At 74.1% G+C, this 26898-nt stretch carries 24 protein-coding genes, 1 pseudogene and 1 riboswitch; of the genes and pseudogenes, 14 read left to right on the top strand and 11 right to left on the bottom strand.

Going from position 1 to position 26898, the window contains the following annotated elements; all coding sequences use genetic code 11:
• Window positions 1–146 precede the first annotated feature (146 nt).
• The 3 genes and pseudogenes from ACLQ2W_RS12665 to ACLQ2W_RS12655 all read left to right on the top strand — a co-directional run.
• A pseudogene (locus ACLQ2W_RS12665) lies at window positions 147–719 on the top strand (thiamine pyrophosphate-dependent enzyme); the annotation flags it as partial.
• Window positions 719–1684: an alpha-ketoacid dehydrogenase subunit beta gene (locus ACLQ2W_RS12660; RefSeq protein ID WP_107160317.1), complete on the top strand. Its 966-nt coding sequence runs from the start codon at window positions 719–721 to the stop codon at window positions 1682–1684. The pseudogene ACLQ2W_RS12665 and the gene ACLQ2W_RS12660, both read left to right, overlap by 1 nt.
• Window positions 1685–1687: 3 nt before the next feature.
• The gene (locus ACLQ2W_RS12655) at window positions 1688–3037 is read left to right on the top strand and encodes a hypothetical protein (protein WP_425786544.1); all 1350 of its coding nucleotides are present in this window, start codon (window positions 1688–1690) and stop codon (window positions 3035–3037) included.
• Here ACLQ2W_RS12655 and ACLQ2W_RS12650 read toward each other — a convergent pair.
• Complete coding sequence (locus ACLQ2W_RS12650; protein WP_425786543.1) at window positions 3027–3860, bottom strand: alpha/beta fold hydrolase; 834 nt, start codon at window positions 3858–3860, stop codon at window positions 3027–3029. The two genes, ACLQ2W_RS12655 and ACLQ2W_RS12650, sit on opposite strands and share 11 nt — an antisense overlap.
• 58 nt (window positions 3861–3918) lie before the next feature.
• Here ACLQ2W_RS12650 and ACLQ2W_RS12645 point away from each other — a divergent pair, with 58 nt between their 5' ends.
• Window positions 3919–4635 carry a TetR/AcrR family transcriptional regulator gene (locus ACLQ2W_RS12645; protein ID WP_425786542.1) on the top strand — a complete coding sequence of 239 codons (717 nt, stop codon included), beginning with the start codon at window positions 3919–3921 and terminating at the stop codon, window positions 4633–4635.
• Window positions 4636–4886: 251 nt separating this feature from the next.
• On the opposite strand, the gene ACLQ2W_RS12640 is transcribed toward ACLQ2W_RS12645, so the two are convergent.
• From ACLQ2W_RS12640 to ACLQ2W_RS12625, 4 genes are all read right to left on the bottom strand, one after another.
• Window positions 4887–5570 carry an SGNH/GDSL hydrolase family protein gene (locus ACLQ2W_RS12640; protein WP_425786541.1) on the bottom strand — a complete coding sequence of 228 codons (684 nt, stop codon included), beginning with the start codon at window positions 5568–5570 and terminating at the stop codon, window positions 4887–4889.
• A 96-nt stretch (window positions 5571–5666) separates the two neighbouring features.
• Window positions 5667–7583: a trypsin-like serine protease gene (locus ACLQ2W_RS12635; RefSeq protein WP_425786540.1), complete on the bottom strand. Its 1917-nt coding sequence runs from the start codon at window positions 7581–7583 to the stop codon at window positions 5667–5669.
• A gap of 144 nt (window positions 7584–7727) precedes the next feature.
• Window positions 7728–8951, bottom strand: a complete 1224-nt coding sequence (locus tag ACLQ2W_RS12630) for an MFS transporter (protein ID WP_405089683.1) — start codon at window positions 8949–8951, stop codon at window positions 7728–7730.
• A complete protein-coding gene (locus ACLQ2W_RS12625) occupies window positions 8948–10513 on the bottom strand; it encodes a class I adenylate-forming enzyme family protein (protein ID WP_425786539.1) in 1566 nt (521 codons plus the stop codon). The genes ACLQ2W_RS12630 and ACLQ2W_RS12625 overlap by 4 nt, the downstream gene beginning before the upstream one ends.
• Before the next feature lie 313 nt (window positions 10514–10826).
• On the opposite strand from ACLQ2W_RS12625, the gene ACLQ2W_RS12620 reads away from it, so the two are divergent.
• The 6 genes from ACLQ2W_RS12620 (at window position 10827) to ACLQ2W_RS12595 (ending at window position 17103) form a co-directional block, all read left to right on the top strand.
• Complete coding sequence (locus tag ACLQ2W_RS12620; RefSeq protein WP_425786959.1) at window positions 10827–12110, top strand: SGNH/GDSL hydrolase family protein; 1284 nt, start codon at window positions 10827–10829, stop codon at window positions 12108–12110.
• 67 nt (window positions 12111–12177) lie between these two features.
• A complete protein-coding gene (locus ACLQ2W_RS12615) occupies window positions 12178–13401 on the top strand; it encodes a cytochrome P450 (RefSeq protein WP_425786538.1) in 1224 nt (407 codons plus the stop codon).
• Window positions 13398–14372 carry an alpha/beta hydrolase gene (locus tag ACLQ2W_RS12610; protein WP_425786537.1) on the top strand — a complete coding sequence of 325 codons (975 nt, stop codon included), beginning with the start codon at window positions 13398–13400 and terminating at the stop codon, window positions 14370–14372. The genes ACLQ2W_RS12615 and ACLQ2W_RS12610 overlap by 4 nt, the downstream gene beginning before the upstream one ends.
• On the top strand, window positions 14365–15468 hold the full coding sequence (locus tag ACLQ2W_RS12605) for an alpha-hydroxy acid oxidase (RefSeq protein ID WP_425786536.1): 1104 nt from the start codon (window positions 14365–14367) through the stop codon (window positions 15466–15468). Before ACLQ2W_RS12610 ends, ACLQ2W_RS12605 begins: the two co-directional genes overlap by 8 nt.
• A 1-nt stretch (window position 15469) precedes the next feature.
• Window positions 15470–16783, top strand: a complete 1314-nt coding sequence (locus tag ACLQ2W_RS12600) for a PLP-dependent aminotransferase family protein (RefSeq protein WP_425786535.1) — start codon at window positions 15470–15472, stop codon at window positions 16781–16783.
• Window positions 16784–16851: 68 nt separating this feature from the next.
• On the top strand, window positions 16852–17103 hold the full coding sequence (locus tag ACLQ2W_RS12595) for a hypothetical protein (RefSeq protein WP_107160278.1): 252 nt from the start codon (window positions 16852–16854) through the stop codon (window positions 17101–17103).
• Between the two features lie 54 nt (window positions 17104–17157).
• On the opposite strand, the gene ACLQ2W_RS12590 is transcribed toward ACLQ2W_RS12595, so the two are convergent.
• The 5 genes from ACLQ2W_RS12590 to ACLQ2W_RS12570 form a co-directional block, all read right to left on the bottom strand.
• Window positions 17158–18594 (bottom strand): glycine hydroxymethyltransferase, encoded by a 1437-nt coding sequence (locus tag ACLQ2W_RS12590; protein WP_425786534.1) that lies wholly within the window; start codon window positions 18592–18594, stop codon window positions 17158–17160.
• Window positions 18595–18612: 18 nt separating this feature from the next.
• Window positions 18613–18702, bottom strand: a riboswitch (ZMP/ZTP riboswitch).
• A gap of 83 nt (window positions 18703–18785) precedes the next feature.
• Window positions 18786–19286: a hemerythrin domain-containing protein gene (locus tag ACLQ2W_RS12585; RefSeq protein ID WP_107160273.1), complete on the bottom strand. Its 501-nt coding sequence runs from the start codon at window positions 19284–19286 to the stop codon at window positions 18786–18788.
• 109 nt (window positions 19287–19395) lie between these two features.
• Entirely contained in the window at window positions 19396–20880 is a 1485-nt protein-coding gene (locus ACLQ2W_RS12580) for a S8 family peptidase (protein ID WP_425786533.1), read from the bottom strand.
• Window positions 20881–20995: 115 nt separating this feature from the next.
• Complete coding sequence (locus ACLQ2W_RS12575; protein WP_396775020.1) at window positions 20996–21859, bottom strand: NAD(P)H-hydrate dehydratase; 864 nt, start codon at window positions 21857–21859, stop codon at window positions 20996–20998.
• Window positions 21843–22574 (bottom strand): histidine phosphatase family protein, encoded by a 732-nt coding sequence (locus tag ACLQ2W_RS12570; protein ID WP_425786532.1) that lies wholly within the window; start codon window positions 22572–22574, stop codon window positions 21843–21845. Before ACLQ2W_RS12570 ends, ACLQ2W_RS12575 begins: the two co-directional genes overlap by 17 nt.
• A 139-nt stretch (window positions 22575–22713) precedes the next feature.
• Between ACLQ2W_RS12570 and ACLQ2W_RS12565 the strand changes: the two genes are divergently transcribed.
• Window positions 22714–23043 carry a hypothetical protein gene (locus ACLQ2W_RS12565; RefSeq protein WP_425786531.1) on the top strand — a complete coding sequence of 110 codons (330 nt, stop codon included), beginning with the start codon at window positions 22714–22716 and terminating at the stop codon, window positions 23041–23043.
• A gap of 43 nt (window positions 23044–23086) precedes the next feature.
• Window positions 23087–24061 carry a DNA polymerase domain-containing protein gene (locus ACLQ2W_RS12560; RefSeq protein ID WP_425786530.1) on the top strand — a complete coding sequence of 325 codons (975 nt, stop codon included), beginning with the start codon at window positions 23087–23089 and terminating at the stop codon, window positions 24059–24061.
• A gap of 4 nt (window positions 24062–24065) precedes the next feature.
• Here ACLQ2W_RS12560 and ACLQ2W_RS12555 read toward each other — a convergent pair whose 3' ends face one another.
• Complete coding sequence (locus tag ACLQ2W_RS12555) at window positions 24066–24572, bottom strand: Lrp/AsnC family transcriptional regulator (protein WP_107160261.1); 507 nt, start codon at window positions 24570–24572, stop codon at window positions 24066–24068.
• Between the two features lie 72 nt (window positions 24573–24644).
• Between ACLQ2W_RS12555 and pdhA the strand changes: the two genes are divergently transcribed.
• The gene (gene pdhA, locus ACLQ2W_RS12550; protein ID WP_405089671.1) at window positions 24645–25850 is read left to right on the top strand and encodes a pyruvate dehydrogenase (acetyl-transferring) E1 component subunit alpha; all 1206 of its coding nucleotides are present in this window, start codon (window positions 24645–24647) and stop codon (window positions 25848–25850) included.
• Entirely contained in the window at window positions 25850–26854 is a 1005-nt protein-coding gene (locus tag ACLQ2W_RS12545; protein WP_107160256.1) for an alpha-ketoacid dehydrogenase subunit beta, read from the top strand. Before pdhA ends, ACLQ2W_RS12545 begins: the two co-directional genes overlap by 1 nt.
• Window positions 26855–26898 lie beyond the last annotated feature (44 nt).

Here is a 26898-nt window from a genome sequence, read left to right as displayed (position 1 = left end):
CTGCGAGATGTGTATAAGAGACAGCGACCCCACCAACTGCGCCAACACCGTCAAGGACTGCTTCAACTGACCTGACGGACCCGGGGTACGGACCGGGCCCCCCCCCCCCCCGGGGGGGGGGGGGGGGGCGCGGGCGGCGCGGCGCCGACCTGGTCGGCGCCACGTTCTTCGGCGACGGCGCGGTCAACGAGGGGATGCTGCTGGAGGCGTTCAACCTGGCCGCGCTCTGGCGGGTGCCGGTGTTGTTCGTCTGCGAGAACAACGGCTACGCCACCACCATGCCGGTCGCCGGCGCGGTGGCCGGCACGATCGCCGGGCGGGCCGAGGCGTTCGGCATGCCGGCGACCGCCGTCGACGGCCAGGACCCGGAGACGGTACGCGCGGCGGCAGCCGCCGCCGTCGCGCGGATGCGCGCCGGCGGCGGACCCGAGCTGATCGAGGCGCACACCTACCGGTTCGACGCCCACCACACCTTCGAACACCGGGTACGCCTCGACTACCGGCCGCCGCAGGAGGTGGCCGACGGCCGCTCCCGCGACCCGGTCGAGATCGCCGGCGCGCGGCTGGACCCGGCGACGCGGGCCGAGATCGACGCCTCCGTCGAGGCGGTGCTGGCCGCCGCCGTCGACTTCGCGCTGGCCGGCCCGCACCCGGACCCGGCGACCGCCCTGGACCATCTGTACGCCAGCGGGCTGACCGCCCGGACCGGAGGTGGCTGATGCCCCGGCTCTCCTACCGTAGGGCGCTCACCCGGGCGCTCGCCGACGAGATGACCCGCGACGAGTCGGTGGTGGTGCTCGGCGAGGACATCCGGGTGGCCGCCGCCAACGTCACCACCGGGCTGGTGAAGAAGTTCGGCCCGGAACGGGTGCGCGACACGCCGCTGTCGGAGCAGGCGTTCACCAGTTTCGCCACCGGCGCGGCGCTGGCCGGGGCCCGGCCGGTGGTGGAGTTCCAGATCCCGTCGCTGCTGTTCCTGGTCTTCGAGCAGATCGTCAACCACGCGCACAAGTTCCCACTGATGACCGGCGGCCAGTGTGCGGTGCCGGTCACCTACCTGGTGCCCGGCTCCGGCTCCCGGACCGGCTGGGCCGGGCAGCACTCCGACCACCCGTACGCGTTGTTCGCCCACGTCGGGGTGACCACCGTGGTGCCGGCCACCCCGGCCGACGCGTACGGGCTGCTGGTCTCCGCGATCCGCTGCGACGACCCGGTGGTGGTCTTCGCCCCGGCCGGCGCGTTGGACCTGCGGGAGGACGTGGCCGACCCGGCGCCGGTGCCGCTGGGGCGGGGCGTGGTCCGCCGGGCCGGCGACGACGTCACCGTGGTCGCGGTCGGGCACCTGGTGCACGAGGCGCTCGCGGTCGCCGAGGAGTTGGCCGGTCAGGCGTCGGTGGAGGTGTTCGACCCCCGCACGTTGTACCCGTTCGACTGGGACGGACTCGTCGACTCGGTGAGCCGCACCGGACGCCTCGTCGTGGTCGACGACGGCAACCGGTCCTGCGGCATCGCCGGGGAGATCATCGCGACCGTGGTGGAGCGGGTCCGGCTGGCCGCCCCGCCGCGGCGGGTCACCCGGCCCGACGGCGCGGTGCTGCCGTTCGCGCCGGCCCTGGACCGGGCCGTGCAGCCCGGTCGGGACCAGCTCACCGCCGCCATCCAACTGACCCTCAAGGACGGATGAACGATGGACCCGAACTACCCGTGGCCGCCGCTCGGCGCGGCGTGGACCGACCTGCCCGAGTCCACCCGGTCGGCCATGGTGACGGCCGGCGCCGGCGCCTGGGAGAAGATCTTCCACGGCCGGGCCACCTACAACACACGGTGGCGGCTGGCCCGCCCGCCGGTGCTCACCGCGGACGCGTTCCGTGAGCTGAACGAGGTCTGCGACCGGATCGCCCAGCTCATCCTAGAGGCGTGCCAGCGGCGCGCCCGCACCGCCGGTGAGCTGCGCCGGCTGCTCGACGTGCCGGACGGGGAGACCCGGCTGCTCGACCCGGACGAGGAACTGCACGACGGGCTGCTGGCCGCGTACCGGCCGGACGTGCTGTTCTCCGGCGGCGTGCCGTGCATCGTGGAGTACAACATCGACAGCAGCCTCGGCGGCGGCTTCGACGCCGACACCGTGATCCAGCGGTACGCGGAGCTGTACCGCGACGCCGGCCTGCTGGACCGGGCCCGACCCGCGCCGTCCCTGCTGGACCAGCGGTTCGTCGCCATCCGGGACACGCTCGGCCTGCCCGACGGCGCGCGGGTGGCGCTGCTGATGGACTTCGAGGCGGAGTATCCGGGGCTGGACGACCCGGAGACGTTCATCCGGATCCTCTCGCCGCTCGTCGACCAGGCCCGGCCGTTCGGCATCGACCTGGTGATCGCGCCGGTCGCCACCGCCACCCTGGACGCCGAGCGTCGGCTGGTGGTCGACGGCGCCCCGGTGGACGCGCTGTTCCGGCTGTTCGTGCCGAACCGGGTCACGCCCGGCGCCGGCCTGGACGCGGTGGCCGGCGCGCTGGCGGCCGGCACGCTGCCGATGTTCGTCAGCAGCGCCGCCTGGCTGCTCAGCAACAAGCTGAACTACGCCTGGCTCTGGGCCGACCTGGACCTGTTGCCGGAGCCCGACCGGGTGCTGGTCCGCCGGTACGTGCCGCACACCGTCGCGCTCACCGCCGACCAGCTCGACCGGGCGCTGGCCGAGCAGGCCGAGCTGGTCGCCAAGCCGGCCGGCGGGTCGGCCGGGCACGGAGTGCTGATCGGGCCGGAGCTGAGCGCGGTGGCCTGGGAGGACGGGGTACGCGCCGCGATCGACGCGGGCGGACACATCCTCCAGCGTTACCACGAGGCGGACCGGGTGGCGATGGACTTCGTGCGGATCGAGACCGGCGAGACGGTCACCGCCGACGTCCCGTACAGCCTCGCGCCGTACCTGTTCGACCGCACCGCCTCCGGCGCGTTGGCGCGGGTCGGCTACCCGGGCTGCGAGGGCGTCCTCAACCTGGCCCGGGGCGTGCTGATGTCCGGCATCCTGCTCACCGACTGATCCCGCCCTGGGCCGGGGTGGTGAAGAAGGCGGTCAGGGGGGTGATCAGGGCGGGCGGCGCCACGGCGATGCCGTTGTGCGGGCTGCCGGGCACGCGCAGCGTGCGGGCGTGTGGGAGGACGGTGGCCAGCAGCTCGTTGGTCTCGGTGAAGAACGGCGCGGCCCGGGCGCCGCTGATCAGGAGCGTGTCGGCGGTGATGCCGGCGTACTGCTCGGCCGGCCCGTCGTGCACCAGGATCTGCCGTGACTCGGCGAGCGTCATCCCGACCAGCGCGCCCATGGTGCGCCCGATCCCGGTGCGCAGGAAGAGCCGGGTGATCGCGGCCCGGACCGGCAGCGGCAGCCACGACGCCGGGTTCTGCGGGTCGACGGCGGCGGCCACGATGGCCAGGGCTCGGGCGGTCTGCCCGGCCCGGACGGCCGCCTCGGCCGGTTCGAGGAACGCCATCGGCATGCCGTGCCCGGCCAGCCGCAGCGGGGCGTCGTAGACCGCGATCCGCTCCAGCGGCAGCCGCAGCGCGGCCCGCAGCACCACGAACGCGCCGTAGCTGTGCCCGACCGCCCACCGGGCGCCGGTGTGCGCGAGCACCGCGCCGAGGTCGTCGATCTCCTGCTCCACCGTGTACGGCTCGCGCCGGGCGGGGGCGTCCGCCCGGCCCCGCCGGTTGTAGAGGTGCACGGTGAACCGCTCGGCGAGCCGTGCGGCCAGCCGGCGGTACTCCGCGATCGTCACCCCGCCGCCGTGCACCACCACGAGCCCCGGCCCGGTGCCCGTGGAGTGCAGGACGATGCCCGCGCCGTCCGTGGCCGTGATCCGTTGCATGACCGCTCCCTCCGACCCCATGAAACTGCGAACGCCGTTTGCAGTTTACAGTGGGGTGGTGAGCGGCGCATCCACGAATCCGGCCGGCGGCGGATCTCCCGGCCCGTCGATCTGGAGCCGGCCGCCACGCGGCAGCCGCGGGCCGACCCCGACACACGGCCGGGACGAGATCGCCGCCGCCGCGGTCACGCTCGCCGATGCCGGAGGGCTGGACGCCGTGTCGATGCGGGCGGTGGCCGGCGCGCTGGACATGGCCGCCGGCTCGCTCTACCGGCACCTGTCGTCCCGCGACGACCTGCTCGACCTGATGGTCGACAGGTGCGTGGGGGAGCTGCGGCCCTACCCGAGCGACGACGGCGACTGGGTCGAACAGTTCCTGCGGCTGGCCCGCCGCCAGCTCGCGCTGCACCGGCGGCACCCGTGGCTGGCCGACGCGCTCGGCCGGCGCGCGACCCCCGGGCCGAACACGCTCGCCTACTTCGACGCCTGCCTGCGCATCCTGCAACCGGTGCCGGCCGGCGTCGCCGCCAAGTTCGAGGCGGTCGGCATGGTCACCGGCGTGGTCACGCTCTTCGCCCGCAGCGCGGCGGCCACCGGCACGGTCACGTTCGACCACGTCGACCTGGCGGCGTACCCCCATCTGGCCGCCGCGTTCGCCGGCGCCGCCACCCCGCCCGACGGCGACCTGTTCGCCCGCACCCTGCGTGCCCTGCTCACCGGCCTCCTGAGCCCCGACCGCCCCGGACCGCCCCCGGACGCCCCCGCCGGGCGGTGACGTGATCAAGGAGTTCCCGTCCCGTACCGCGGTGGACCCGACGCCGACTCCTTGGTCAACGGGCGGCGGCGAGGGCCGGCCGGCCCGCGGCACCCACCGTTGTCACCGCGGGCCGGGTCGGGCCGGGTCGGGCAGCCGGAGCCCGATCATTCGGTGGTCGGCCCGGCCGCTCCGGGACGGGCCGGGGCCGGCCCGGGCGATCGGCCGACGGTGTTCGCGGAACCGGCCCGTCACCGGTGGCGGGCGTCGCCCTACCGACGACGGGTGTGGTGGGTGGCGAGGATCCGGAGCGTTTCCGCGGTGGCGACGGCATCGCTGCGGGCGCTGCCGTGCCGGCCGTCGCCGCTGTAGAGCGAGGGGTCGGCGACCAGCGGATGGTCGGTGAGGTGCACGTGCAGCGTGCCGAGGCGCTCGGCCACCGCGCGGGTGTGCCGGGCCAGCCGGCGCATCCGCGCGCCCAGCCCGGCCCGCAGCGTGTCCCGCACCGCCGGGCTGTGCGAGACGTCGAACATGCCCACCGTGATCACGTCCGCCCCGGCGTCACGGAGCGCGGTGATGATCGCGGCCAGCTCCCCGTCGACCGCGTCGGGGTCGTAGCCGGGCCGGAACGCGTCGTTGCCACCGCACACCACGAGCGCCAGGTCCGGCCCGAACGCCAGCGCGTCGGCCAGTTGCGTGGCCCGCACCTCGTGCGCCCGCAGCCCGCGCCGCCCCAGGTTGAGGTACGCCAGCTCCGGGCGCACCGCCCGCAGTTCGGCCGCGACCCGGTCGGCCCACTGCACGTCGGGGTAGCCGTCGAGCGGCTCGCACAGGCCCTCCGCGACGCTGTCGCCGAGCACCACGAACCGGTGCCACGGATGGTCGCGCAGCAGGTCGGCGGCCTCGCCGGGGCGCAGACACCAGGGATCCGTGGCCTCGGTCAACGTCGATGACATGACCGGGAGGCTAGCCGAGCGGTCGGGACGGGGAAAGCGGTCCGCCGCCCCGACCGATCGGACGGTCGGGGCGGCGGACGCCTGTCGTGCGGCCGCTCAGGCGGTCGGCGGCCGGTTGAACCAGCCGTGCAGCGTGACGATGACATGCGTCGTGCCACCGCTGACGTTCAGGATCCGGATGTTCCTGGTCGCGTAGCGCGGGCCGGCGTCGTTCACCCTGACCATCACCATCGTGGTGCGTGCGATCTGGCCGGCGGCGAAGTTCGCCACCGACTGGCTGGTCACCACCGGCCCGTCGGGAGTGGTCGCGAACGGGCCCGCGCCCGACTCGACGGTCAGGTAACCCGAGCCGGTCGGGCCCACCGTGGTCACCGAGAGCAGGGCGCCGCCCATCGCGTCCGGCGAGATGCCCACCGGGTCGGTCAGGTTGACGAACAGGGCCCCCCGCGCCGTCATCGGCGTGCCGCCGTTGGCCCGGGTGTCGACCACCTGCAGGGCCGGGACCGGCCGCAGTTCGGCGCCACCCGACGCGGCGGCGGTCACGTAGCCCTGCACGGAGATCACCAGGTCGACCGCCGGGCCCTTGTTGAAGAAGGTGGCCCGACCGGCGGAGGAGAGCTTGACCGCGACGCCCTGCGAGGTGACCCCGCTGACGTAGTCGAGCACGCTGGTCGCGTCGGCCCCGCCCTCCGGGTAGGCCCGCAGGAAGCTGGCGCTCGTCGAACCGACCACGGCCACGTCCAGGAACACGCTTGTCGCGCCGCTCGGGACGACGCCGCCGGTGAACGTGAACGTCCGGGATCCGTTGGTCGGGATCTTGCCGACGGTGGTGCCGGTGCCGTCGCGGGTGTCGACCACCCGGGTGTGCGGCACGGCGACCAGCCCGCCGCCCGCCCCGGCGGTGAAGTAGCCGTGCACCTCCACGACGACGTGGACGTTGCCGGCGGGATTGTGGACCGAGACGCGGCCGTTCGGGCCCGGACGCACCACCTGGGTCGTCGAGACGATCTCACCAGCCGACGCGTTGAGCGACGACGTGGCCGGCTGGGTGGAGCCCGTCGGGAACACCGTCAGGAACGTGTTGGCGGTCGGGCTGACCGCGGTCACGTCGACCAGGACCGCGGAGACGCCCGCCGCGGGGACCCCGCCGACGCCGAGGACCGGAAAGTCGGTGGTGCTGTTCGCGCCGCGGAGCCCGGCGGGGGCGCCGGTGCCGGTGCGGGTGTCCAGCAGGAGCCCGCCGGGGGAGAGCGCCACGTAGTTGTTGTTGCTGGTGCTCGCCGCGATCCACGGGGCCAGACCATCCACCCGCACCTCGGTCGCGGCGCGCCGGGTGTCGGTCTCGCCGAGGCAGCCACCCTGCCAGGAGGTGTCGTGCAGGGCGACCAGTTGCGGCTGGCCGGCGCCGGTGCGCAGCAGCGGCCCACCGGCGTCGCCCCGGCACAGGCTGGCGGCCGAGGCGCTGCCGTCGACGGTGAGCGTGTCGGTGCTGACGCCGGTGACCGCGAACGTGCCGGCGTGCAGCTTGTCCGGCGCCCACTCGGTCGCGGTCCGGCCGAAGCCCGCGGCCAGCAGCTCCTCGCCCGGCGCGGCGGACGCGCCGACGGCGACCGGCGGCACCCCGTCCGCCGGCTTCTCCACCTGGGCGAGCGCGACGTTGCGGGTCGGGTGGGGGAGCACGGCCGTGACGGCGAGGACGTGGCCGGCAGTGGTGCTCAGATCCGTTCGACCGACCGTGACGGTGGTGCGTCGGCTGGGCGGGCCGGCGACGAGCTGCTGGCCCGGTTCCGTCAGGCAGCTCGCGGTGGTCATCACCCAGCTCGGCGCGACCAGCACCGCGGAGCAGGCCCGCAGGTCGCTCTGAATCTTCGCGGTGAACGAGTAGCTGCCGGCCGGCACCGGGCTGACGCCGCTGACCGCGCGCGCGGCCCCGCCGCCGATCAGGCTTGCCGACAGAGCCACGGCGACGAACGCCGCCATCTTCCGGGTGCGACGCTTTCGGATGACGCTCATACTTTGCTGTACCTCGACTTCCCCCGTGTCACTGTCCGCCGGCGACGCCCGCGGCAGCCAGAGAGTAGCGGTTCACGCATGCCTGCGCGGTCCCGAGGAGAGGCGGTGCTCGCCGCCGCGTGGCGATCGCTCCGACACCGGCTGTCAGGCCGGGGTGGGGGCGACCGGCTCCGGCGCCGGCCGGCCGGCGCCGGAGCGGAGGAACAGCAGCGGGGCCACGGTGAGCACCAGGCAGGCCACCGACATCACCAGCAACGCCGGACCCAGGTCGAACAGCGCCACCGACCAGCCGCCGAGCAGCGCGCCCACCGGCAGGCCGAGGAACGCCACCGAGCCGGAGATGCCCAGCACCCGGGTCTGCAACGCCGCCGGCACCCGTTGGTAGAGCGCGGCGCCGAGCAGCGGGTTCACCGCCGCGATCCCGATCCCGGACAGGAACGTCACCACCAGCACCACCACCAGGTCCTCGCTGAGCGCCAGCGCCAGCAGCCGGGGCGCGCCGCTGAGCGCCAACCCGAGCGCGAACACCGCCTGGCCGGGCAGCCGCGTGCCGACCAGTGTGAACAGTAGGTTGCCCAGCAACGCGCCGGCCGAGAAGACGCCCAGCAGCAGCCCGAACCCGGCCGGGTCGCCGAGCACCTGGCTGACCCAGAGCGGGATCCAGACCGCGACGCTGGCGTTGGCGAACATGTTGGACGCGGAGACCACGATCAGCATGACCAGCAGCGTCCGGTCGGTACGCAGGTACGCGAAGCCGCCGCGCAGCGCCCGCAGGTACGGCTCCCGGGGCGCCGGCTGCGTCGGCGCGGGCGGCCGGACCAGCACCCCGATCAGCAGCGCGCAGACCGCGAACGTGGCCGCGTCGATCCAGATCGCCGGCGTCAGCCCCACCCAGTCGATGAGCAGCCCACCCAGCACCGCGCCGAACAGCGTCATGCCCCGCGCCAGCCCGTCGTAGGCGGAGGTGAGCCGGATCAGCGGCACCCCGGCCCGCTCGGCGGCCGGCTTGAACAACACGTGCTTCACCCGGTCGCCGATGCCACGCAGCCCGCCGGCGATCGCCACCAGCACCAGCAGCGTGCCGAAGCCGAGCCAGGGCGCGAGCGCCACCACCGCCATCGCGACCGCGCTGGCCGCGTCCACGAAGATCGAGGTACGGCGGACGCCGAACCGGTCCGCCCACGGCGTGGCCAGCGCGCTGGAGAGCATGTACGGCAGCGTCTCCGCGGCGGCCACCAGGCCCATCCGGGTCGGGCTGCCGGTGGTCTCCAGCACCAGCCAGGGAATGGCCACCACCGAGATCCGGGTGCCGAGGTTGGACAGCAGGTCGGCGCCGACCAGGGTGTACAACTCCCGGCGCGGGTTCACGCCGGACTGCCGATCGGGTCCGCGCCGGCCGGGTGCTCCTGTGCGTACCGGGCCCGCAGTGCCCGTTTGTCGACCTTCGCGGACCGGTTCAGCGGCAGCGCGTCGACGAACTCCACCGCGCCGGGCGCCCAGGTCTCGCTGAGTTCCCGGACGACCAGCGCGATCAGGTCGTCGCCGGTGACCGACGCGCCCGGCGCCGGCACCACGTACGCGTGCGGCAGTTCCCCGGCCACCGGGTCCGGCACCCCGATCACCGCGGCGGCCCGGACCTCGGGGTGGCCGGCGAGCACGTCCTCGATCGGGCGGGAGTAGATCGGCCAGCTCCGCTGCCGGGTGAGGATCCGGTCCTGCAACCGGTCGACCAGGTAGAGGAAACCGTCGTCGTCGAGGTGTCCGATGTCGCGGGTGCGCACCCAGCCGTCGACGAGCGTCTCGGCGGTCAGCTCCGGCTGGCCGTGGTAGCCGGCGAAGCTCAGCTTCGTCCGGGCCCACACCTCGCCGTCGACGCCGGCCGGCAGCACCCGCCCGTCGGCGTCGCGGATCTCGACGGTCACGTCCCCGTACGGCCGGCCGCAGGAGCGCAGCCGCTCCGGGTGCTCCGGATCGTCGGTGAGCCCGGGCAGCGCGCAGATCACCACCGCCTCGCTGAGCCCGTAGACGATGCGCAGGCACGGGCCGAACCGGGCGATCGCCTGGCGCAGCCGGGCCGGCGCGGCGGGCCCGGCGCCCACGTTGAACATGACCATCGCGGAGAAGTCGGCGCCCGGCAGGTCGGGATGGTCGAGCACCTCGTAGAGCATCGGCGGGGTGACGAACGTGGAGGTCAACCGCTCGGCGTCCACGGTCGCGACGAACGCCGCCGGGTCCCACCGCTCGCGCAGGAACAGCACCCCGCCGGTGAACAGGTTGACAAGCGTGGTGATCTGGCCGCTGGCCAGCCACATCGGGGAGTGCGACAGGTGCCGCAGCAGCGGGATTCCGGCGGACCGGATGCCGGCGGCGAGCACCAGCACCTGCCGGTAGAAGCTCTCCCGGTGGTGCACCAGCTTCGGCGTGCCGGTGGTGCCGCTGGTCTGGAGGAACGACTCCGGCGCCGGCCCGGAGGCCGGCAGGTCGGTCGGGTCGTCGCCGTCGCCGCCCGCGGTGAGGTCCGGGCCGGCGCCGCCGGGGCCGAGACACCGCACCGGTACGCCGACCAGGCCGGCCGCGACCTGCCCGGACTCCGGATCGCGGGGATCGTGCACGAACACCTCCGGCGCGGCCAGCGCGACGAACTCGTCGATCTCGCGGCGGGAGGTGACCGGGGCGACCCACATGGCGCGGCAGCCGAGCAGGTGCAACGCGAGGTGCAGCAGCGGGCCCTCGACCGTGTTGCCGAGCATCACCAGCACCGCCGCGCCGGGGCGTACGCCGTGCCGGCGCAGCGCGGTGGCCAGGCCGCGCACCTCGGCGGCGACCTGCCGGTAGGTGAGCCGGCGGTCACCGCCGACCAACGCCTCCCGGTCGCCGAACCCGGCGAACAGCTCCAGCGCCTCGTGCACGTAGTTCGGCCGGTCGGTCATCGGGCAGCCCCCATCGTTGTCCGCGAGCGGCGCCCGGCCCAGGTCAGGGCCGGTACTCGGACGGCGGGTGCCGGGTCGGCGACCGCACCGCCGCCGCTTCCGAGCCTAGGCAGCGGCGGTCCACGGCGGACAGAGCCGAACGTCGGGGCCCGGCATCCCGCGGGCATTTGATCATGTCGATCAGGTTGATTGACGCTCGTCACCAGCGGCGGCTAGTTTCCGGTCCATCGCCCGGGCAGGTGGCGCCGACCGCGCCGCGCCCGGGGTTGCCGAACATGGAGGATCGATGCCGACCCCGAAGAGATGGCACGTCATAGCTTCCGCCGCAACGCTGCTGATCGCCGGCACCCCGGCGGTCACCGCGAGCGCCGGCCCCACCGACACCGACCGCGCCGGGCACGGGCGCGCCGAGTGGGCGGGGAGCTGGGCCGCCGCGGTGACCCGCGGGAACACCGTGGGGCTGACCAACACCGGCCTCAGCGACCAGAGCATCCGGATGACGGTGCAGACCACGGTGGGTGGTCCGCGCCTGCGGGTCCGCCTCACCAACCTCTACGGCGAGCAGGCCGTCAAGGTCGGGCACGCCACGGTCGCCCGGCCGAACACCGCCACCGCCGACGACCTGTCCGACGTCGACCCGGCCAGCGTCCGGGAACTGACGTTCACCGGCGGCACGTCGGCCACCATCAGCAAGGGCGCCGAACTGCTCAGCGACCCGCTGTCCTACCCGGTGGCCGAGCAGGAGGACCTGGTGGTCACCCTGTACTTCCCGGTGCTCACCGGACCGGTCACGTTCCACGGCCAGTCCCGGGTCACCAACTTCATCGGCGCCACGGACCTGACCACCGCGGCCGGCGGCGCCGGCTTCACCATCAAGCCGAACTGCTGCTGGATGTTCCTCTCCGGCATCGACGTGGAGCGCAAGGTCGCGCCGGGCTCGGTGGTGGTGCTCGGCGACTCCATCGGCGACGGCAACGGCAGCACCGTCAACGCCGACAAGCGCTGGCCGGACCTGCTCGCCGCGCGGCTGATCGACGCCCGCCCGGAGGTCCGTACGCCGGGCGTGCTCAACCTCAGCCTGGCCGGCAACCGGCTCAACCACGAGGGCCCGGAGCCCGGCGCGGGCGGCTTCCCCGGCTACTACGAGCTGGGCCCGAACGCGCTGGCCCGACTGAACGAGGACGTGTTCCCGCAGACCGGCGTCCGGACCGTCATCACCCACCTGGGCATCAACGACATCTGGATGAACGGCGACAGCGCCGAGGCGATCATCGCCTCGCTGCGCCAGCTCAACCAGCAGGTCAAGGCGCGCGGGCTGACCAGCCTGGTCGGCACCATCACGCCGTACGAGGGCAACGGCGGGCCGGGCGTGTGGACCGAGGAGAAGGACGCCACCCGCAACGCCGTCAACGCCTGGCTGCGCGGGGCCGGCCGGGCCGAGTTCGACGGCGTGCTCGACTTCGACGCCGTGCTGCGCGACCCGGCGCAGCCCAGCCGGCTGCTGCCGGCGTACGACGCCGGGGACCACATCCACCCGAACGACGCGGGCGCGCAGGCGATGGCGAACGCCGTCCCGCTGCGGCTGCTCGGGCTGTGACACCGGGCGGGGGCGGCGTCGACACGGTGGCCGCCCCCGCCGCCTTTTCCTGGGGAGGAAGAACGCCGTGGACGTCAGTGAGATCCTGACCGGCCTGTACAGCGAACAGGGCCGGCAGAACCCCTATCCCTACTACGCGGCCCTGCACGCGCACGGGCCGATCAACGCCATTCCCACCCGCGCCGAGCACAGCACCGTCACCGCCGTCGCCGGCGGGTACGACGTGGTGGACCGGATCCTGCGCGATCCGGAGTGGTACAAGGGCTTCCCGCCCGGCTGGGAGGAACAGGAGATCCTGCGGACGTTCCTCACCTCGATGATGTTCGTCAACCCGCCGGACCACACCCGGATGCGCGCGGTGTTCGCCAAGACGTTCACCCCGCGCCGGCTGGGCGCGCTGGAGCCGGTGGTGGTGCGGATCGTCACCGAACGCCTGGACGCGATGGCCGAGGCCGGCGCGGACGGCACCGAGGTGGACTTCGTCGCCGACTTCGCGTACCCGGTCCCGGCGCTGGTGATGGCCGAGTTCATCGGCCTGCCCGCCGCCGATCTGGCCTGGTACCGGCAGCGGGTCGACTGGATCGACGAGTACATGGACGTCGCCGGCAAGACCCCGGAGCGGCTGACCCGGGCCAACCAGGCCGCCGAGGAACTGCGGGCCTACTACCGCGACCTGATCGCCCACCGCCGCCGGGCCCCCGGCGAGGACCTGATCAGCGGGCTGGTCGAGGTGCTCGACGCGGGCGGTGTCGACCTCACCGAGGACGAGCTGATCAGCAACCTGATCGTGCTCTTCAACGCCAGCTTCGTCACCACCGTCTACATGTTCAGCAACGGCCTGCCGCTGCTGCTCGACCATCCGGAGGTGACCGCCGCGCTGCCCGGGAACGACGCGCTCGCCCGCGGCTGCGTGGACGAGGTGCTGCGGATGGAGAGCCCGGTGCACTTCCTGGCCCGTTCCGCGCCGGCCGACGCCGACCTGGACGGCGTGCCGGTGGCCCGCGACGACAACGTGCTGCTGCTGATCGCCGCCGCGAACCGGGACCCGGCCCGCTTCCCCGACCCGGACCGCTTCGACCCGCACCGGGACGGCCCACCGTCGTTGGCCTTCGGCGTCGGACTGCACTTCTGCCTGGGCTCGGCGGTGTCGAAACTGGAGGGCCGGATCGCGCTGCCCCGGTTGTTCGCCCGCTTCCCCCGACTCGCGGTCACCCAGCCGTACACCTACAGCGGCAGCCTCTTCCTGCGCGGCATCGACAAGCTCTTCGTCACCACCGGGGAGGCCGGATGACGCTCGATCCACAGGTGGTCGCGTGGCGGGCCGCCCGGGCGACGGCGGGCGCCGTGCCGCTCTACACCCAGACCCTCGCCGAGGCCCGCGCCGCCGACCTCGCCGCGATCCGCGCCGGCGGCGGCGCGGTCGAGCCGGTCGCCGAGGTACGCGACAGCCAGGTGCCCGGCCCGGCCGGGCCGCTGCCGGTGCGGGTGCACCGGCCGGCCGGCGACGGTCCGCTGCCCACGCTGGTCTGGTTCTTCGGCGGTGGCTGGACGCTCGGCAGCGTGGACACCGCCGACGGGATCTGCCGCCGGCTGGTCAACCTCGCCGGCTGTCAGACCGTGACGGTCGGCTACCGGCTTGCCCCCGAGCACCCGTTCCCGGCCGCGGTCCAGGACTGCCACGCCGCGCTGCGCCACCTGGCCACGCACCCCGACGAGTTCCGGATCGACGCGGGCCGGCTGGCGGTCGGCGGGGACAGCGCCGGCGGCAACCTGGCCGCCGCGGTGACGCTGCTGGCCCGTGCCGACGGCGGACCCCGGCTCGCCGCCCAGGTGCTTGTCTACCCGAACACCGACCAGCGTCCCGGCCGTCGCCCGGCCGACGACGAGGACCCGCTGCTGTTCAACCGGCACTCGGTGGACTGGTACCGCGGCCACTACCTCGCCGACCCGGCGGACGCGTCCCACCCGCTGGCCTCGCCGCTGCTCGCCGAGGACCTGTCCGGCCTGCCGCCGGCGCTCGTGGTGACCGCCGGGCACGATCCGCTGCGCGCCGAGGGCGCGCGGTACGCCGAGCGGCTGGGCGGGGCCGGCGTGCCGACCGAGACGGCCGACTACCCGGGCATGATCCACGGCTTCTTCGCCATGCCCGGCGTGTTCGACGCCGGCCGCGACGCCCAGGACCGGGTCGCCGCGTTCCTGCGGGCACACCTCGGCCTCGACCCGGCGTCGGCCGGGGCCCCGGTCGGGACCGACCGTGGCTGACCCCGCCCCGGCCTTCGTGCCGCCGGCCAGCCTGGCCGACTTCGCCGGGCTGGCCCGGGCGGTGCTCCCGGCCGACGTCTGGGACTTCGTCGACGGCGGCAGCGGCGCGGAGACCGCGCTGGCCGCCAACCGGGCCGCGCTGGACCGGGTGGCCGTGCTGCCCCGGATGCTGGCCGGCGTGGACACCCCGAGCACCGAGGCGACGCTGCCCGGGGGCCGGGCCGCGCTGCCGGTGGCGGTCGCGCCGATGGCGTACCAGCGGTTGCTGCACGCCGACGGGGAGCCGGCGCTCGCGGCGGCGGCCGGCGCGGCGGGAGTGCCCTACGTGGCCAGCACGCTGTCCAGCACGCCGATCGAGGAGATCGCCGCGGCCGGCGCAACGGTGTGGTTCCAGCTCTACTGGCTGCGCGACCGGGGCCTGGTGGCGGAGCTGCTGGACCGGGCGCTGGGCGCGGGCTGCGCGGCGGTGATGCTCACCGTGGACGTGCCGGTGCTCGGCCGGCGCCTGCGCGACGTGCGCAACGGCTTCACGCTGCCGGCGCACGTCACCGCCGCCAACCTGCCCGGCGGTCGGGACGACCTGGCCCACCAGGGCACGCCCGGCGTCTCGGCGGTGGCGGCGCACACCGGCGCGGTCTTCGCCCCGGCGGTGAGCTGGGCGGACCTGGCCTGGCTGCGCGCGCGTACCCCGGTGCCGTTGCTGGTCAAGGGCATCCTGGACGCGCGCGACGCGGTCCGCGCGGCGGACGCCGGCGTGGACGCGGTGGTGGTCTCCAACCACGGCGGCCGGCAGCTCGACGCCGCCCCGGCCAGCGCGAGCGTGCTGCCGGAGGTGGTCGACGCGGTGGCGGAGCGGTGCGCGGTGCTGCTGGACAGCGGCATCCGCGGCGGCGTCGACGTGCTGCGCGCGCTCGCGCTCGGCGCGGCCGGCGTGCTGGTCGGCCGGCCGCTGCTCTGGGCGCTCGCGGCCGGCGGCCGGGCCGGCGCCGAGGCCGCCCTGGCGTTGCTCGCCGCCGAGCTGCGGGACGCGCTCATCCTCAGCGGCTGCCCCGACCCGGCCTCGGCCCGGCGGCTGCGCACCCGGATCGGAGCCTGACGTGGAACCGGTGGACCTGACCGTCGAGGCGCTGCACGGCAGCGTCGGCGACCCGGCGTTGAACTCGATGAACTTCCTCAACGAGGTGGCGCAGCACTATCCCGACGCGGTGTCGCTGGCCGCCGGTCGGCCGTACGAGGAGTTCTTCGACTCGGCGCTGCTGCCCGACCACCTGGACCGGTTCCGCGCGCACCTCGCCGACGACCTGGGGCTGAGCCCGGCCCAGGTGGACCGGACGCTGTTGCAGTACGGCCGGACCAAGGGCATCGTGCACCACCTGATCGCCCGGCACCTCGCCGTCGACGAGGGGCTCACCGTCGACCCGGAGACGATCGTGGTGACGGTCGGCTGCCAGGAGGCGATGTTCCTGGTGCTGCGCGCGTTGCGGGCCGACCCGGCCGACGTGCTGTTCGCGGTGGCGCCCACGTACGTCGGGCTGACCGGCGCGGCCCGCCTGGTCGACCTGCCGGTGCGTCCGGTTGTCGGCGGCCCGGACGGCGTCGACCTGGCCGACCTGCGGGCCGGGGTGCGCCGGGCCCGCGCCGAGGGGTTGCGCCCGCGCGCCTGCTACGTGATGCCGGACTTCGCGAACCCGTCCGGGGTCAGCATGGACACCGCCCAGCGCCGCCGGCTGCTCGACCTGGCCGCCGAGGAGGAGCTGCTGCTGATCGAGGACAACCCGTACGGCCTGTTCCCGGCCGCCGGCGTGGACCGTCGTCCCACGCTCAAGGCGCTCGACACCGTGCGTCGGGTGGTCTATCTCGGCTCGTTCGCCAAGACGGTGCTGCCCGGCGCACGGGTCGGCTACGTGGTCGCCGACCAGCGGGTGGGCGGCGCGGACGGCACGGTCGGCCCGCTCGCCGACCAGCTCGCCAAGATCAAGAGTATGGTCACGGTGAACACGTCCCCGATCAGCCAGGCGGTGATCGGCGGCGCGCTGCTGGCGCACGACTGCTCACTTGTCGCCGCGAACGTCCGGGAGCGGGCCGCGTACGCCCGCAACCTTGGCCACCTGGTCGACGGCCTGGCCAGCCGCTTCCCGGCCGGCGGGCCGGTGGGCTGGACCGTGCCGGCCGGCGGCTTCTTCGTGGTGGTCGCCGTGCCGTTCCCGGTCGACGACGCGCTGCTGCACCGCTCGGCCCGGGAGTACGGCGTGCTCTGGACCCCGATGGCGCACTTCTACGACGCCGGCACACCGGTGAACGCGTTGCGGCTGTCGGTGAGCGCGGTCACTCCGGCGCAGATCGACGTGGGCCTGGACCGGCTCGCGGCGCTGGTCGCGGACACCACGGCCGCGGTGGGCGCGCCGGCCTGACGCCGCAGGGTCGTGGTTCCGGCACCACCCGTGTTCCCGGCGACCCGGTGTCCGTTGATAATGGACGGATGGTTGCCTGGGAGTACGCGTTGCTGGTCCGCCGCTATCAGGGGCAGGGCCGGAATTTCCACGTCTCGTTCGTCTGGTACGGCCCGGACGGGTCCCGCACCGACGTGACCGCGTACGGCGACACCGCGGTCGCGCACCTCAACCGCGTCGGCCGGGAGGGCTGGGAGCTGGTCACCGCCGCCGAGGACGTGAACAACGTGCAGGGCAGCACCGAGGTGCACCGCTACCACCTCAAGCGCCCGCTGCGCTGACGGCGAGGGGCCGGCACCCGCGCCGGGTGCCGGCCCCTGCCGGGTGACAGCGGCTCAGCCGAGGGTGACCTCGGGGTAGAGCGGGAACGGGGTGAGCAGGTCGGCGGCCTGCTTGCCGACCGACTCGGCCACCGCCGGGTCCAGCACGTACTTCGCCTTCGACGCGGCGCCGTCCGGGCCGGTGCCGGCGGTGGTCCGGTCCAGCACCGTGTGGATCAGCTCGGCGGTCGCGTCCATCTCGGCGGCGCCCAGCCCCCGGGTGGTCAGCGCCGGCGTGCCGATCCGGATGCCGGAGGTGTACCACGCGCCGTTCGGGTCCTGCGGGACGGCGTTGCGGTTGGTCACGATGCCGGAATCCAGCAGCGCCTGCTCGGCCTGCCGGCCGGTCAGGCCGTAGCCGGAGACGTCGATGAGCACCAGGTGGTTGTCGGTGCCGCCGGTGACCAGCGACGCGCCCCGGCGCAGCAGCCCGTCCGCGAGCGCCTGCGCGTTGTCCACGATCCGAGACGCGTAGTCGGCGAAGTCGGGGCGCCGCGCCTCGGCCAGCGCCACCGCCTTGGCGGCCATCACGTGCGGCAGCGGGCCGCCGAGCACCATCGGGCAGCCCCGGTCGACCTGGTCGGCCAGCTCCGGGCCGCAGAGCACCATGCCGCCGCGCGGCCCGCGCAGCGACTTGTGCGTGGTGGTGGTGACGATGTGCGCGTGCGGCACCGGGTCGAAGTCGCCGGTGAAGACCTTGCCGGCGACCAGCCCGGCGAAGTGCGCCATGTCGACCATGAAGGTGGCCCCGACCGAGTCGGCGATCTCCCGCATGATCCGGAAGTTGACCTTCCGGGGATACGCCGAGTAGCCGGCGACCAGGATCAGCGGCCGGAACTCCCGGGCCGCCTCGGCGACCTTGTCGTAGTCGATCAGCCCGGTGGCCGGGTCGGTGCCGTAGCTGCGCTGGTCGAACATCTTGCCGGAGATGTTCGGCCGGAAGCCGTGGGTGAGGTGGCCGCCGGCATCCAGCGACATGCCGAGCATCCGCTGGTCGCCCAGCTCCCGGCGCAGCGCGAACCACTCCGCCTCGGTCAGGTCGTTGACCTGGCGCTTCTGCGCCTTCTTCAGCGCGGGGGACTCGACCCGGTCGGCCAGGATCGCCCAGAACGCGACCAGGTTGGCGTCGATGCCGGAGTGCGGCTGCACGTACGCGTGGGCGGCCCCGAACAGCTCCCGGGCGTGCTCGGCGGCGAGCGCCTCGACGGTGTCCACGTTCTGGCAGCCGGCGTAGAAGCGGCGCCCGACGGTGCCCTCGGCGTACTTGTCGCTGAACCAGTTCCCCATCGCCAGCAGCGTCGCGGGGGAGGCGTAGTTCTCGCTGGCGATCAACTTCAGCGACTCGCGCTGGTCGGCCAGCTCCGCGGAGATGGCGTCCGCCACCCGCGGCTCGACGGCGCGGATCACCTCCAGCGCGCTGCGGAAGGCGGTGGACTCGGCGTTGTGCGACATGCGACCTCCTGGTGACGTGCGGAAGGCCCAGGCGCTCGGCATGCGTCCTCATGATGAGGCCGCTCCCCGATGGTGCTCCATCTCCACGCGCCAGTCACGGCCCGTGCCGATCCTAGCCGCCCGCCCCGGGGGTAAGGACGGGCCCCTTCTTAACGCCTCGCGTCGAGAAGGGGCCCCTTCTCACCTGCGCGTCAGGCGTCCACGGCGTCGCGTGCCTTCTTCAGCGCCTTCGGGGCGGTCGGCGTCTTCGGCGCCGTCGGCCGCAGGTCCAGCATGCGCTGGCCGATCTCCTGGAGCTGGTTCCGGCCGAGCGCCTCGCGCACCTTCGGGAACCACTCCTGCTCCTCCTCCTCGACGTGGTGCAGCACGTTCTCCATCAGCACCGTCGTCTTGGCCACGAACCGCTCGTCGTCGGCGTCCATGGCGTGCAGTTCGAGGCAGAGCACGTCCGCCACGTGGTGTTCCTCGTACGACTCGAGGATGTCGTCCTCGACGTCCGGGACCAGCTTGCGGACCTCCGGGTACATCACCTCGTTCTCCAGGTAGGTGTGCACCGTCAGCGCCTCGAGGATCTGCGTGACGACCTTCCCGCGTCGGCTCGCCGGCCCGTCCTCGGCGTCCTGGAACGCCTTGAACAGGCGGCGGATCTCCTTGTGGTCCTCCTTGAGCAGGACGATCGCGTCGGTGGACACCGGGTTACCTCCTAGGTCGACTGATCTGGCCCCCCTACCCGGCGTCCGACCAGGACAAACAGACCGGGCCCGGCAATCGTGCCGGGCCCGGTCCGCGAGGTGTGCCGGGTTACTTCACCACGGTGTACGCGTCGACGACGCCGGCGCCGTAGAACCCGTTACGCGCCCCACCGGAGCAGGTCGCGTCGTACGCGTTCGGGCCCGTCGGGATCAGCGGGACCGGGTTGTAGACGCCCACCGGGCAGGGCTTGGCGGTCGCCGTGCGCTCCAGGAACGACGACAGCTGGCCCGGGGTCATGCCCGGGTGCGCCGACAGCGCCAGCGCCGCGACGCCGGTGGCGTGCGGGCCGGACATCGACGTGCCCTGCTTGTAGCCCCACCCGTTGGTGCGGGTGACGGTGTTGAAGGTGGTCGACAGGATGCCGTCGGTCGACGTGGAACGCGCGCCCTGGGTCCGGAACCGGGTGTCGCCGCCCGGCGCCGTCACGTCGATCACGCCCTGCCCGTACGAGGAGTAGTAGCTCTTCGCGCCGGTCGGGCCCACCGCGGCCACGGTCACCACGCCGGGTGCCTCGGCCGGCAGGTCGAGGCAGGCGTTGGTCAGGTTCTCGCGCTCCTCCGGCGTACCGTTGTTCGGGCTGCCGGTGTCGGTGATCTTGTGGGCGAGGTCGTAGTTCGAGTTGCCGGCGGACGCCACGTTGAGCACGCCCTTGGACTGCGAGTAGCGGATCGCCCGCTGCACGGCCTGCCACACCGGGCGCTGCCGCGCGTCGTTGCGGCAGTTCAGCTCCCACGGGTCGATGTAGTAGCTGTTGTTGGTCAGCCGCATCCCGTGGTCGGCGGCCCAGAGGAACCCGCAGACCGCGGCCTCCGGGAAGATGTAGCCGTCGTTGTTGACCACCTTGACGGCGGCCACCTTGACCCCCGGCGCGACGCCGGTGACGCCGACGCCGTTGATCGCCGCGGCGATGGTGCCGGCCACGTGCGTGCCGTGGTCGCTGTTGGTCGGGTTCCACGCCGCCTCGGTGGTGTCGGTGACGCCGCCGATGCAGGACGTGCTCTTTTCCTTGGCGATCTGGGTCGCCAGGTCCGGGTGGGTGCTGGAGATGCCGCTGTCCAGGACGCCGACGACGACGTCCGGGCGGCCGGTGGTCACCGCGTGGGCCTGCGGGACGTGGATCATGTCCATGTCCCACTGCTGGCCGTAGAGCGGCTCCCGGGTGGGGTCGCCGATGGCGTCGGCGACCTGCGCCGCCGGGACCTCGACGGTCTCGCCCTCGTCGAGGGCGGTGCCCAGGCCGGCGGTGGAGGCGACCGACTCGACGCCCGCGCCGGCCACCCGGGCGGCGAAGTCCGGGTTGGTCGAGCGGGCGACGAGCACGCCGATCTGGTCGTAGGCGGCCACCACGGTGCCGTCGGCGGCGGCCACCCGGGCGGCGGCCTTGCCGGTGGTGGCGCCCTGCGGGGCGAGGACCAGGTACGACGTCTCCGGTCCGGCGGCTGCCGCCGGCGCCAGGCCGCCGGTGACGGCGAGACCGGCGCCGAGCGTCACGGCGGACGCGGCGGCCAGTGTCTTGCGACGAAGGTTGTTCACACGTACTCCCAGGGGGCCGATCCGGTGGAGGACGCGCAGACTGCACGCCCTTCACCGGCTCAGCGCGCGGATGTCGTGTGGTGTTACACACACCCTCGTCGCCGCGGCTCGGCCGTCAGACCGTCGCGATCGTGTACGGGATCTCGTCGAGCAGCTCACGGGCCAGGAAGCCGATCCGGCCGTAGCGGGGCACCAGCCGCTGCCCGCTGACCGCGTGCGCGAACGCCGCCCAGCACGCCGCCTGCGCCGGGTCGGCGCCGCGGGAGAGCAGCCCGGCGAGGAGCCCGGCGCGCACGTCGCCGCTGCCGGAGGTGCCCAGCCCGGCGTCGCCGCTCTCCTCCCGCCAGGCCCGGCCGTCCGGGGTGGCGATGTGCCCGTACAGCGAGACCACCGCGTCGTACCGGCCGGCCAGCTCCACCGCCTCGGCGTCGAGGTCGTCGCCGGGGTCCCGGCCGAGCAGGTGGCGGGCCTCGGTGAGGTTCGGCGTGAGCACCACCCTGCGGCCGGAGCCGGCCAGCAGGTCCGGCTCGTGGCTGAGCGCGCCGAGCGCGTACGCGTCGAGCACCAGGGCGGTCTCCCGGTCGGCCGTGTCGAGCACCAGGCGCAGCAGTTCCCGGGTGGCGTCGATGTCGGTCAGCCCGGGGCCGACCGCCACCACGTCCGCGTCGGCGACCAGGCCGCCCAGCAGGTCGCCGGGGTCGCCCCGGACCGCGCCCTCGCCGGTCTCCGGCAGGCCGACCACGAGCGCCTCCGGGACCTGGATGCTCAGCGCCGTGGCGGTGGACTCGGGGGCGGCGAGCTGGAGCACGCCGGCGCCGGCGCGCAGCGCGGCGACACCGGCCAGCAGCACCGCCCCGGGCGTGAACCGGGAACCGCCGACCACGAGCACCGTGCCGCGCGCCTCCTTGCCGCCGGAGGGCACCGGCAGCGCCCAGTCCCGCAGCAGCGCGGGGGTGATCACGTCAGACCGGCTCGGCATGGACCTCGTCCTCCCGGGTGGGCCGCGCCCCCTGCCGGTGCAGGTGGGTCACGTCGTTGAACATCTCCGGCGCGAGCCGGCCGGCGTCGTCGGCCCGCCAGCCGGTCACCGAGCAGTTCGCGATCACGTGCTCGCGGGTGAGCGCCATCAGCTCCGTCTCGGTGAGCCCCTCCACCAGGTAGCTGAGCAGGAAGACCAGCGCGTCGTGCCCGAACAGCAGCACCCGGCCGCCCTCGTGGTCGCGGCGCAGGTCACCGAGGAGGGCCCGCAGCCGCAGCGCCACGTCGGTCCAGGACTCGCCGCCGGGCGGGCGGTAGTAGAACTTGCCGAGCCGGTCCCGCCGCCGTGCCTCCTCCGGGTGGCGCCGGCGCACGCCGTGCCCGGTGAGCCCGTCGAGGATGCCCAGCTCCCGGTCGCGCAGCCGCTCGTCGCGGCTCATCGGCACCCCGGTGCCGGCCAGCGCCAGCTCGGCGGTGCGCACCGCGCGCAGGTACGGCGACACCACCGCCACCTCGGGCCGGCGCTCCGCGGGCAGGCCGGCCAACCACCGGCCGGTGGCCCGGGCCTGCTCCTCGCCGGTGGGCGACAATGGCACGTCCGCGTCCCGGTGGGTGAGGTCGATCAGTTCGGCGCCGGACGTCTCCGCCGCGGTGGCCGCGACGTTCGCGGTGCTCTCACCGTGCCGGACGATCCAGAGCGCTGCCAACTCCGCCATGCGGCTCCCCGTACCCGACGCCCGGCGCGGGTAACCGCGCCGGCTCAGCCGGGCAGAAGTACGGGACGACGGGGCAGCGCGGCGCGCATCGATCCGGCAAGATGTCGCCGGGTCGGGCGGCCCGGCCGGGGAGGTGTGCATGTCGACGGTGGTGCAGGGCCTGCGGGAGGCGCTTGTGCTCTTCGTGGTCGCGGTGGCGGCGATCACGGTGGCGGTCGGCGTCTGGGTGGCGGTCAGCGGCGGCGACTTCGTGCATCGGGTCGGCGTGGCGTTCCTGCTGGTCGGGGCCGTGATCGGGATGACCGGCGACCTGACGCTGAGCCGGATCGGCATGCTGCCGGCCCGGTCCACGTTCGGGCTGGCGCCGGAGCGGGAGGACGGCGGCGGCGGCCGGGTGCTCACCGGCGTCGGCATCTTCCTGTTCGTCTCGGTGCCGCTGATCGTGGTCGGGATCCTGCTGATCACCTGACGGATGCCCGCGCGACGGTGGCCGGTGCCCTACGGTGGGTGGGATGGCGACCACGGCGGCCGAGGAGATCCGGGTGGGGGAGCGGCTGGTCCGCGTCTCCAGCCCGGACAAGCCCTACTTTCCCGAGCGCGGGCTGACCAAGCTGGACGTGGTGCAGTATTTCCTCTCCGTCGGCGACGGCGTGCTGCGCGCGCTGCGGGACCGGCCCACCATGCTCGAACGCTGGCCGCGCGGCGTGTTCGAGGGCGCGACGATCGCCACCCGGCAGACCAACCGGGGCGACGCGTTCTACCAGAAGCGGCTGCCGGCCGGGGCGCCCGACTGGGTGCGCACCGCGCACATCACGTTCCCCAGCGGACGGACCGCCGACGAGGTGGCGCCGAGCGAGCTGGCGGTGGTGATCTGGGCGGCGAACCTGGGCACGCTGCGGTTCCACCCGTGGCCGGTGTCGGCGGCCGACGTGGAGCACCCCGACCAACTGCGCATCGACCTGGATCCGATGCCGGGCGTGGAGTTCGCCCAGGTGGTGCCGGTGGCCCACGAGGTGCGCGCGTTCCTCGCCGAGCTGGGCCTGGAGGGGTACCCGAAGACCACCGGCGGCCGGGGACTGCACGTCTACCTGTCGATCGAGCCGCGGTGGAGCTTCGGCGAGTGCCGGCGGGCGGTGCTGGCGCTCGGCCGGGAGATGCAACGCCGGCGACCGGACCTGGTCACCACCACCTGGTGGCGGGACCAGCGTGACCGGCCGGTCTTCGTCGACTACAACCAGATGGCCCGCGACCATACCATGACGTCCGCGTACTCGATCCGGCCCACGCCGCGGGCGCTGGTGTCGGCGCCGCTGGACTGGGCCGAGCTGGACGACGCCCGGCCGGAGGACTTCGACGTGCTCAGCATGCCGGCCCGGTTCGCCGACCGCGGTGACCCGCACGCCGGCCTGGACGGTCGGCGGCACTCGTTGGCGCCGCTGCTGGAGCTGGCCGACCGCGAGGGCCTGGAGCCGCCGCCGGAGCGGTGAGCCGTCAGGCCCAGGGGCTCAGTGTTCCGTCGAACTCCTCGAAGACCAGCCAGGTGCGGGTGGAGAGCACCCCGGCGATGCTCTGCACCCGGTCCAGCACCACGTCGCGCAGCGTGGCGTTGTCCGGCGCGCGGACCAGCGCCAGCACGTCGTGCTCGCCGCTGAGCAGCGCCGCGTGCTCGATGTAGCGCACCTGGGCCAGCTCGGCGGAGACCTCCCGCCAGGTGTTCTGCTCGATGGTGAGCGCGATGTACGCCGAGGTGCCCAGCCCGGCCGGCTCCGGCGCGACCCGCGCGGTGAAGCCGGTCAGCACGCCGTCGCGCAGCAGCCGCTCCACCCGGGCGTACGCGTTGGTGCGCGAGACGTGCACGCGGTCGGCGAGCGTCCGGATGGAGAGCCGGGCGTCCGCGACCAGTTCGCGCAGGATCCGCCGGTCGACCTCGTCGAGCGGGCCGGCCGAACGTCCCGTTCCGCCCGTCGCGCCCGCTGTGGTGCCGGTCTCCTGGCTCACTTCGCTCATCCTCCCGTGCCATTCGTCCCGCGTTCAGCGCGGATGTTGAGTCAATCATCCATGGGCAGGAGCATAGGTCCACCACACGTCCAGGAGGTCCCCGCCGTGACGACCACACCCCAGGCGGTCCGCAGGGCATCCCCGCGCACCCGCCGGCCGGCCACCCCGGCCGTCCCCGACCCGTCGGCCGGCCTGCTGCCGCAGCCCGAGCCGGTTCGGCTGCTGAACCCGGACGGCACCGCGCTGCCGGCCCGCGACGACTATCCGGAGCCGCCGGTCGAGACGCTGCGCGAGATGTACCGGCGGATGGTCGTCGGCCGCCGCTTCGACACCCAGGCCACCGCGCTGACCAAGCAGGGGCGGCTCGCCGTCTATCCGTCCGCCCGTGGCCAGGAGGCCTGCCAGGTCGGCGGGGTGCTCGCGCTGCGCGACTCCGACTGGGTCTTCCCCACCTACCGGGAGTCGATGGCGCTGACCGCGCGCGGCCTCGATCCGGTCGAGGTGCTCACCCTGCTGCGCGGCGACTGGCACTGCGGCTACGACCCGGCCGTCACCCGCACCGCGCCGCAGTGCACGCCGCTGGCCACCCAGTGCGTGCACGCCGCCGGTCTCGCCTACGGCGAGTCGTACCAGGGCCGGGACACCGTGGCGCTGACGTTCATCGGCGACGGCGCCACCAGCGAGGGCGACTTCCACGAGGGGATCAACTTCGCGGCCGTGTTCAAGGCCCCGGTCGTCTTCCTGGTGCAGAACAACAAGTACGCGATCAGCGTGCCGCTGTCCCGGCAGACCGCCGCGCCGAGCCTGGCGTACAAGGGCGTCGGCTACGGGGTGCCCAGCGAGCAGGTCGACGGCAACGACCCGGTGGCCGTGCTGGCGGTGCTGAACCGGGCCGTCGCGCACGCCCGCGCCGGCAAGGGCCCGTACCTGATCGAGGCGCACACCTACCGGATGGAGCCGCACACCAACGCCGACGACCAGACCCGCTACCGGGACGCCGACGAGGTCGAGGCGTGGCGCGACCGCGACCCGATCGCCCGGCTGGAGGCGTACCTGCGGGCCCGGGGCGTGCTCGACGACGCCGCGGTCGCGGCGGTCGCCGAAGAGGCCGAGGCGTACGCCGCCACGCTGCGCCGCCGGATGGACGAGCAGCCGACGGTGGATCCGCTCAGCCTCTTCGAGCACGTCTACGCCGAGCCGACGCCGCAGCTCGTCGAGCAGCGGGAACTGGTCCGGGCCGAGCTGGCCGCGGCCCGCGACGAGGAGGGGGACGCCTGATGGCCACCGTGACCATGGCGAAGGCGCTCAACGCCGCGCTCGCCGACGCGCTGCTCGACGACGAGCGGGTGCTCGTCTTCGGCGAGGACGTCGGCCAGCTCGGCGGCGTCTTCCGGATCACCGACGGGTTGCAGGCCCGCTTCGGCGACAAGCGCTGCTTCGACACCCCGCTCGCCGAGGCCGGCATCGTCGGTTTCGCGGTCGGCCTGGCCATGTCCGGGCTGCGGCCGGTGGTCGAGATGCAGTTCGACGCGTTCGCGTACCCGGCGTTCGAGCAGATCGCCTCGCACGTGGCGAAGCTGCGCAACCGCACCCGGGGCGCGCTCAGCGTGCCGATCGTCATCCGGGTCCCGTACGCCGGCGGCATCGGCGGCGTGGAGCACCACTGCGACTCGTCCGAGGCGTACTACGCGCACACCCCCGGCCTGAAGGTGGTCACCCCGGCCACCGTCGACGACGCGTACTCGCTGTTGCGCGCCGCGATCGACGACCCGGACCCGGTGGTGTTCCTGGAGCCGAAGAAGCTCTACTTCTCCAGCGGCGAGGCGGAGCTGCCGGCGCGTACCGCGCCGATCGGCACCGCCGTGGTGCGCCGGCCGGGCACCGACGCGACGCTCGTCGCGTACGGGCCGGCGGTGCCGGTGGCGCTGGCCGCCGCCGAGGCGGCCCGCGAGGAGGGCTGGGACCTGGAGGTGGTCGACGTGCGCAGCATCGTGCCGTTCGACGACGCCACGGTCACCGCGTCGGTGCGCCGTACCGGCCGCTGCGTGGTGATCCAGGAGGCGCAGGGCTTCGCCGGGGTGGGCGCCGAGATCGCCGCCCGGGTGCAGGAGCGCTGCTTCCACGCGTTGCACGCGCCGGTGCTGCGGGTGTCCGGGCTGGACATCCCCTACCCGGCGCCGATGCTGGAGCACACCCACCTGCCCTCGGTGGACCGGGTGCTGGACACCGTGGCCCGCCTCCAGTGGGACGACCAGCCCGACTCCCGGTGGGCAGCCGCATGAGCGAACGCACCGAGCGGAGCGAGGGCCGTGAGGGCATGCCCGGC

Origin of the sequence: Micromonospora sp. DT227, from assembly GCF_049841835.1 — a bacterium.
Taxonomy (GTDB): Bacteria; Actinomycetota; Actinomycetes; order Mycobacteriales; family Micromonosporaceae; genus Micromonospora.
The sequence above is the reverse complement of the archived record's forward strand: the minus strand, read 5'-3'. Positions and strand labels throughout refer to the sequence as shown.

Coding starts and splice junctions, on each gene's coding strand:
- ACLQ2W_RS12660 (WP_107160317.1), top strand. CDS start 719: ATGCCCCGGCTCTCCTACCGTAGGGCGCTCACCCGGGCGCTCGCCGAC.
- ACLQ2W_RS12655 (WP_425786544.1), top strand. CDS start 1,688: ATGGACCCGAACTACCCGTGGCCGCCGCTCGGCGCGGCGTGGACCGAC.
- ACLQ2W_RS12650 (WP_425786543.1), bottom strand. CDS start 3,860: ATGCAACGGATCACGGCCACGGACGGCGCGGGCATCGTCCTGCACTCC.
- ACLQ2W_RS12640 (WP_425786541.1), bottom strand. CDS start 5,570: ATGTCATCGACGTTGACCGAGGCCACGGATCCCTGGTGTCTGCGCCCC.
- ACLQ2W_RS12635 (WP_425786540.1), bottom strand. CDS start 7,583: ATGAGCGTCATCCGAAAGCGTCGCACCCGGAAGATGGCGGCGTTCGTC.
- ACLQ2W_RS12625 (WP_425786539.1), bottom strand. CDS start 10,513: ATGACCGACCGGCCGAACTACGTGCACGAGGCGCTGGAGCTGTTCGCC.
- ACLQ2W_RS12610 (WP_425786537.1), top strand. CDS start 13,398: ATGACGCTCGATCCACAGGTGGTCGCGTGGCGGGCCGCCCGGGCGACG.
- ACLQ2W_RS12595 (WP_107160278.1), top strand. CDS start 16,852: ATGGTTGCCTGGGAGTACGCGTTGCTGGTCCGCCGCTATCAGGGGCAG.
- ACLQ2W_RS12590 (WP_425786534.1), bottom strand. CDS start 18,594: ATGTCGCACAACGCCGAGTCCACCGCCTTCCGCAGCGCGCTGGAGGTG.
- ACLQ2W_RS12575 (WP_396775020.1), bottom strand. CDS start 21,859: ATGCCGAGCCGGTCTGACGTGATCACCCCCGCGCTGCTGCGGGACTGG.
- ACLQ2W_RS12570 (WP_425786532.1), bottom strand. CDS start 22,574: ATGGCGGAGTTGGCAGCGCTCTGGATCGTCCGGCACGGTGAGAGCACC.
- ACLQ2W_RS12565 (WP_425786531.1), top strand. CDS start 22,714: ATGTCGACGGTGGTGCAGGGCCTGCGGGAGGCGCTTGTGCTCTTCGTG.
- ACLQ2W_RS12560 (WP_425786530.1), top strand. CDS start 23,087: ATGGCGACCACGGCGGCCGAGGAGATCCGGGTGGGGGAGCGGCTGGTC.
- ACLQ2W_RS12545 (WP_107160256.1), top strand. CDS start 25,850: ATGGCCACCGTGACCATGGCGAAGGCGCTCAACGCCGCGCTCGCCGAC.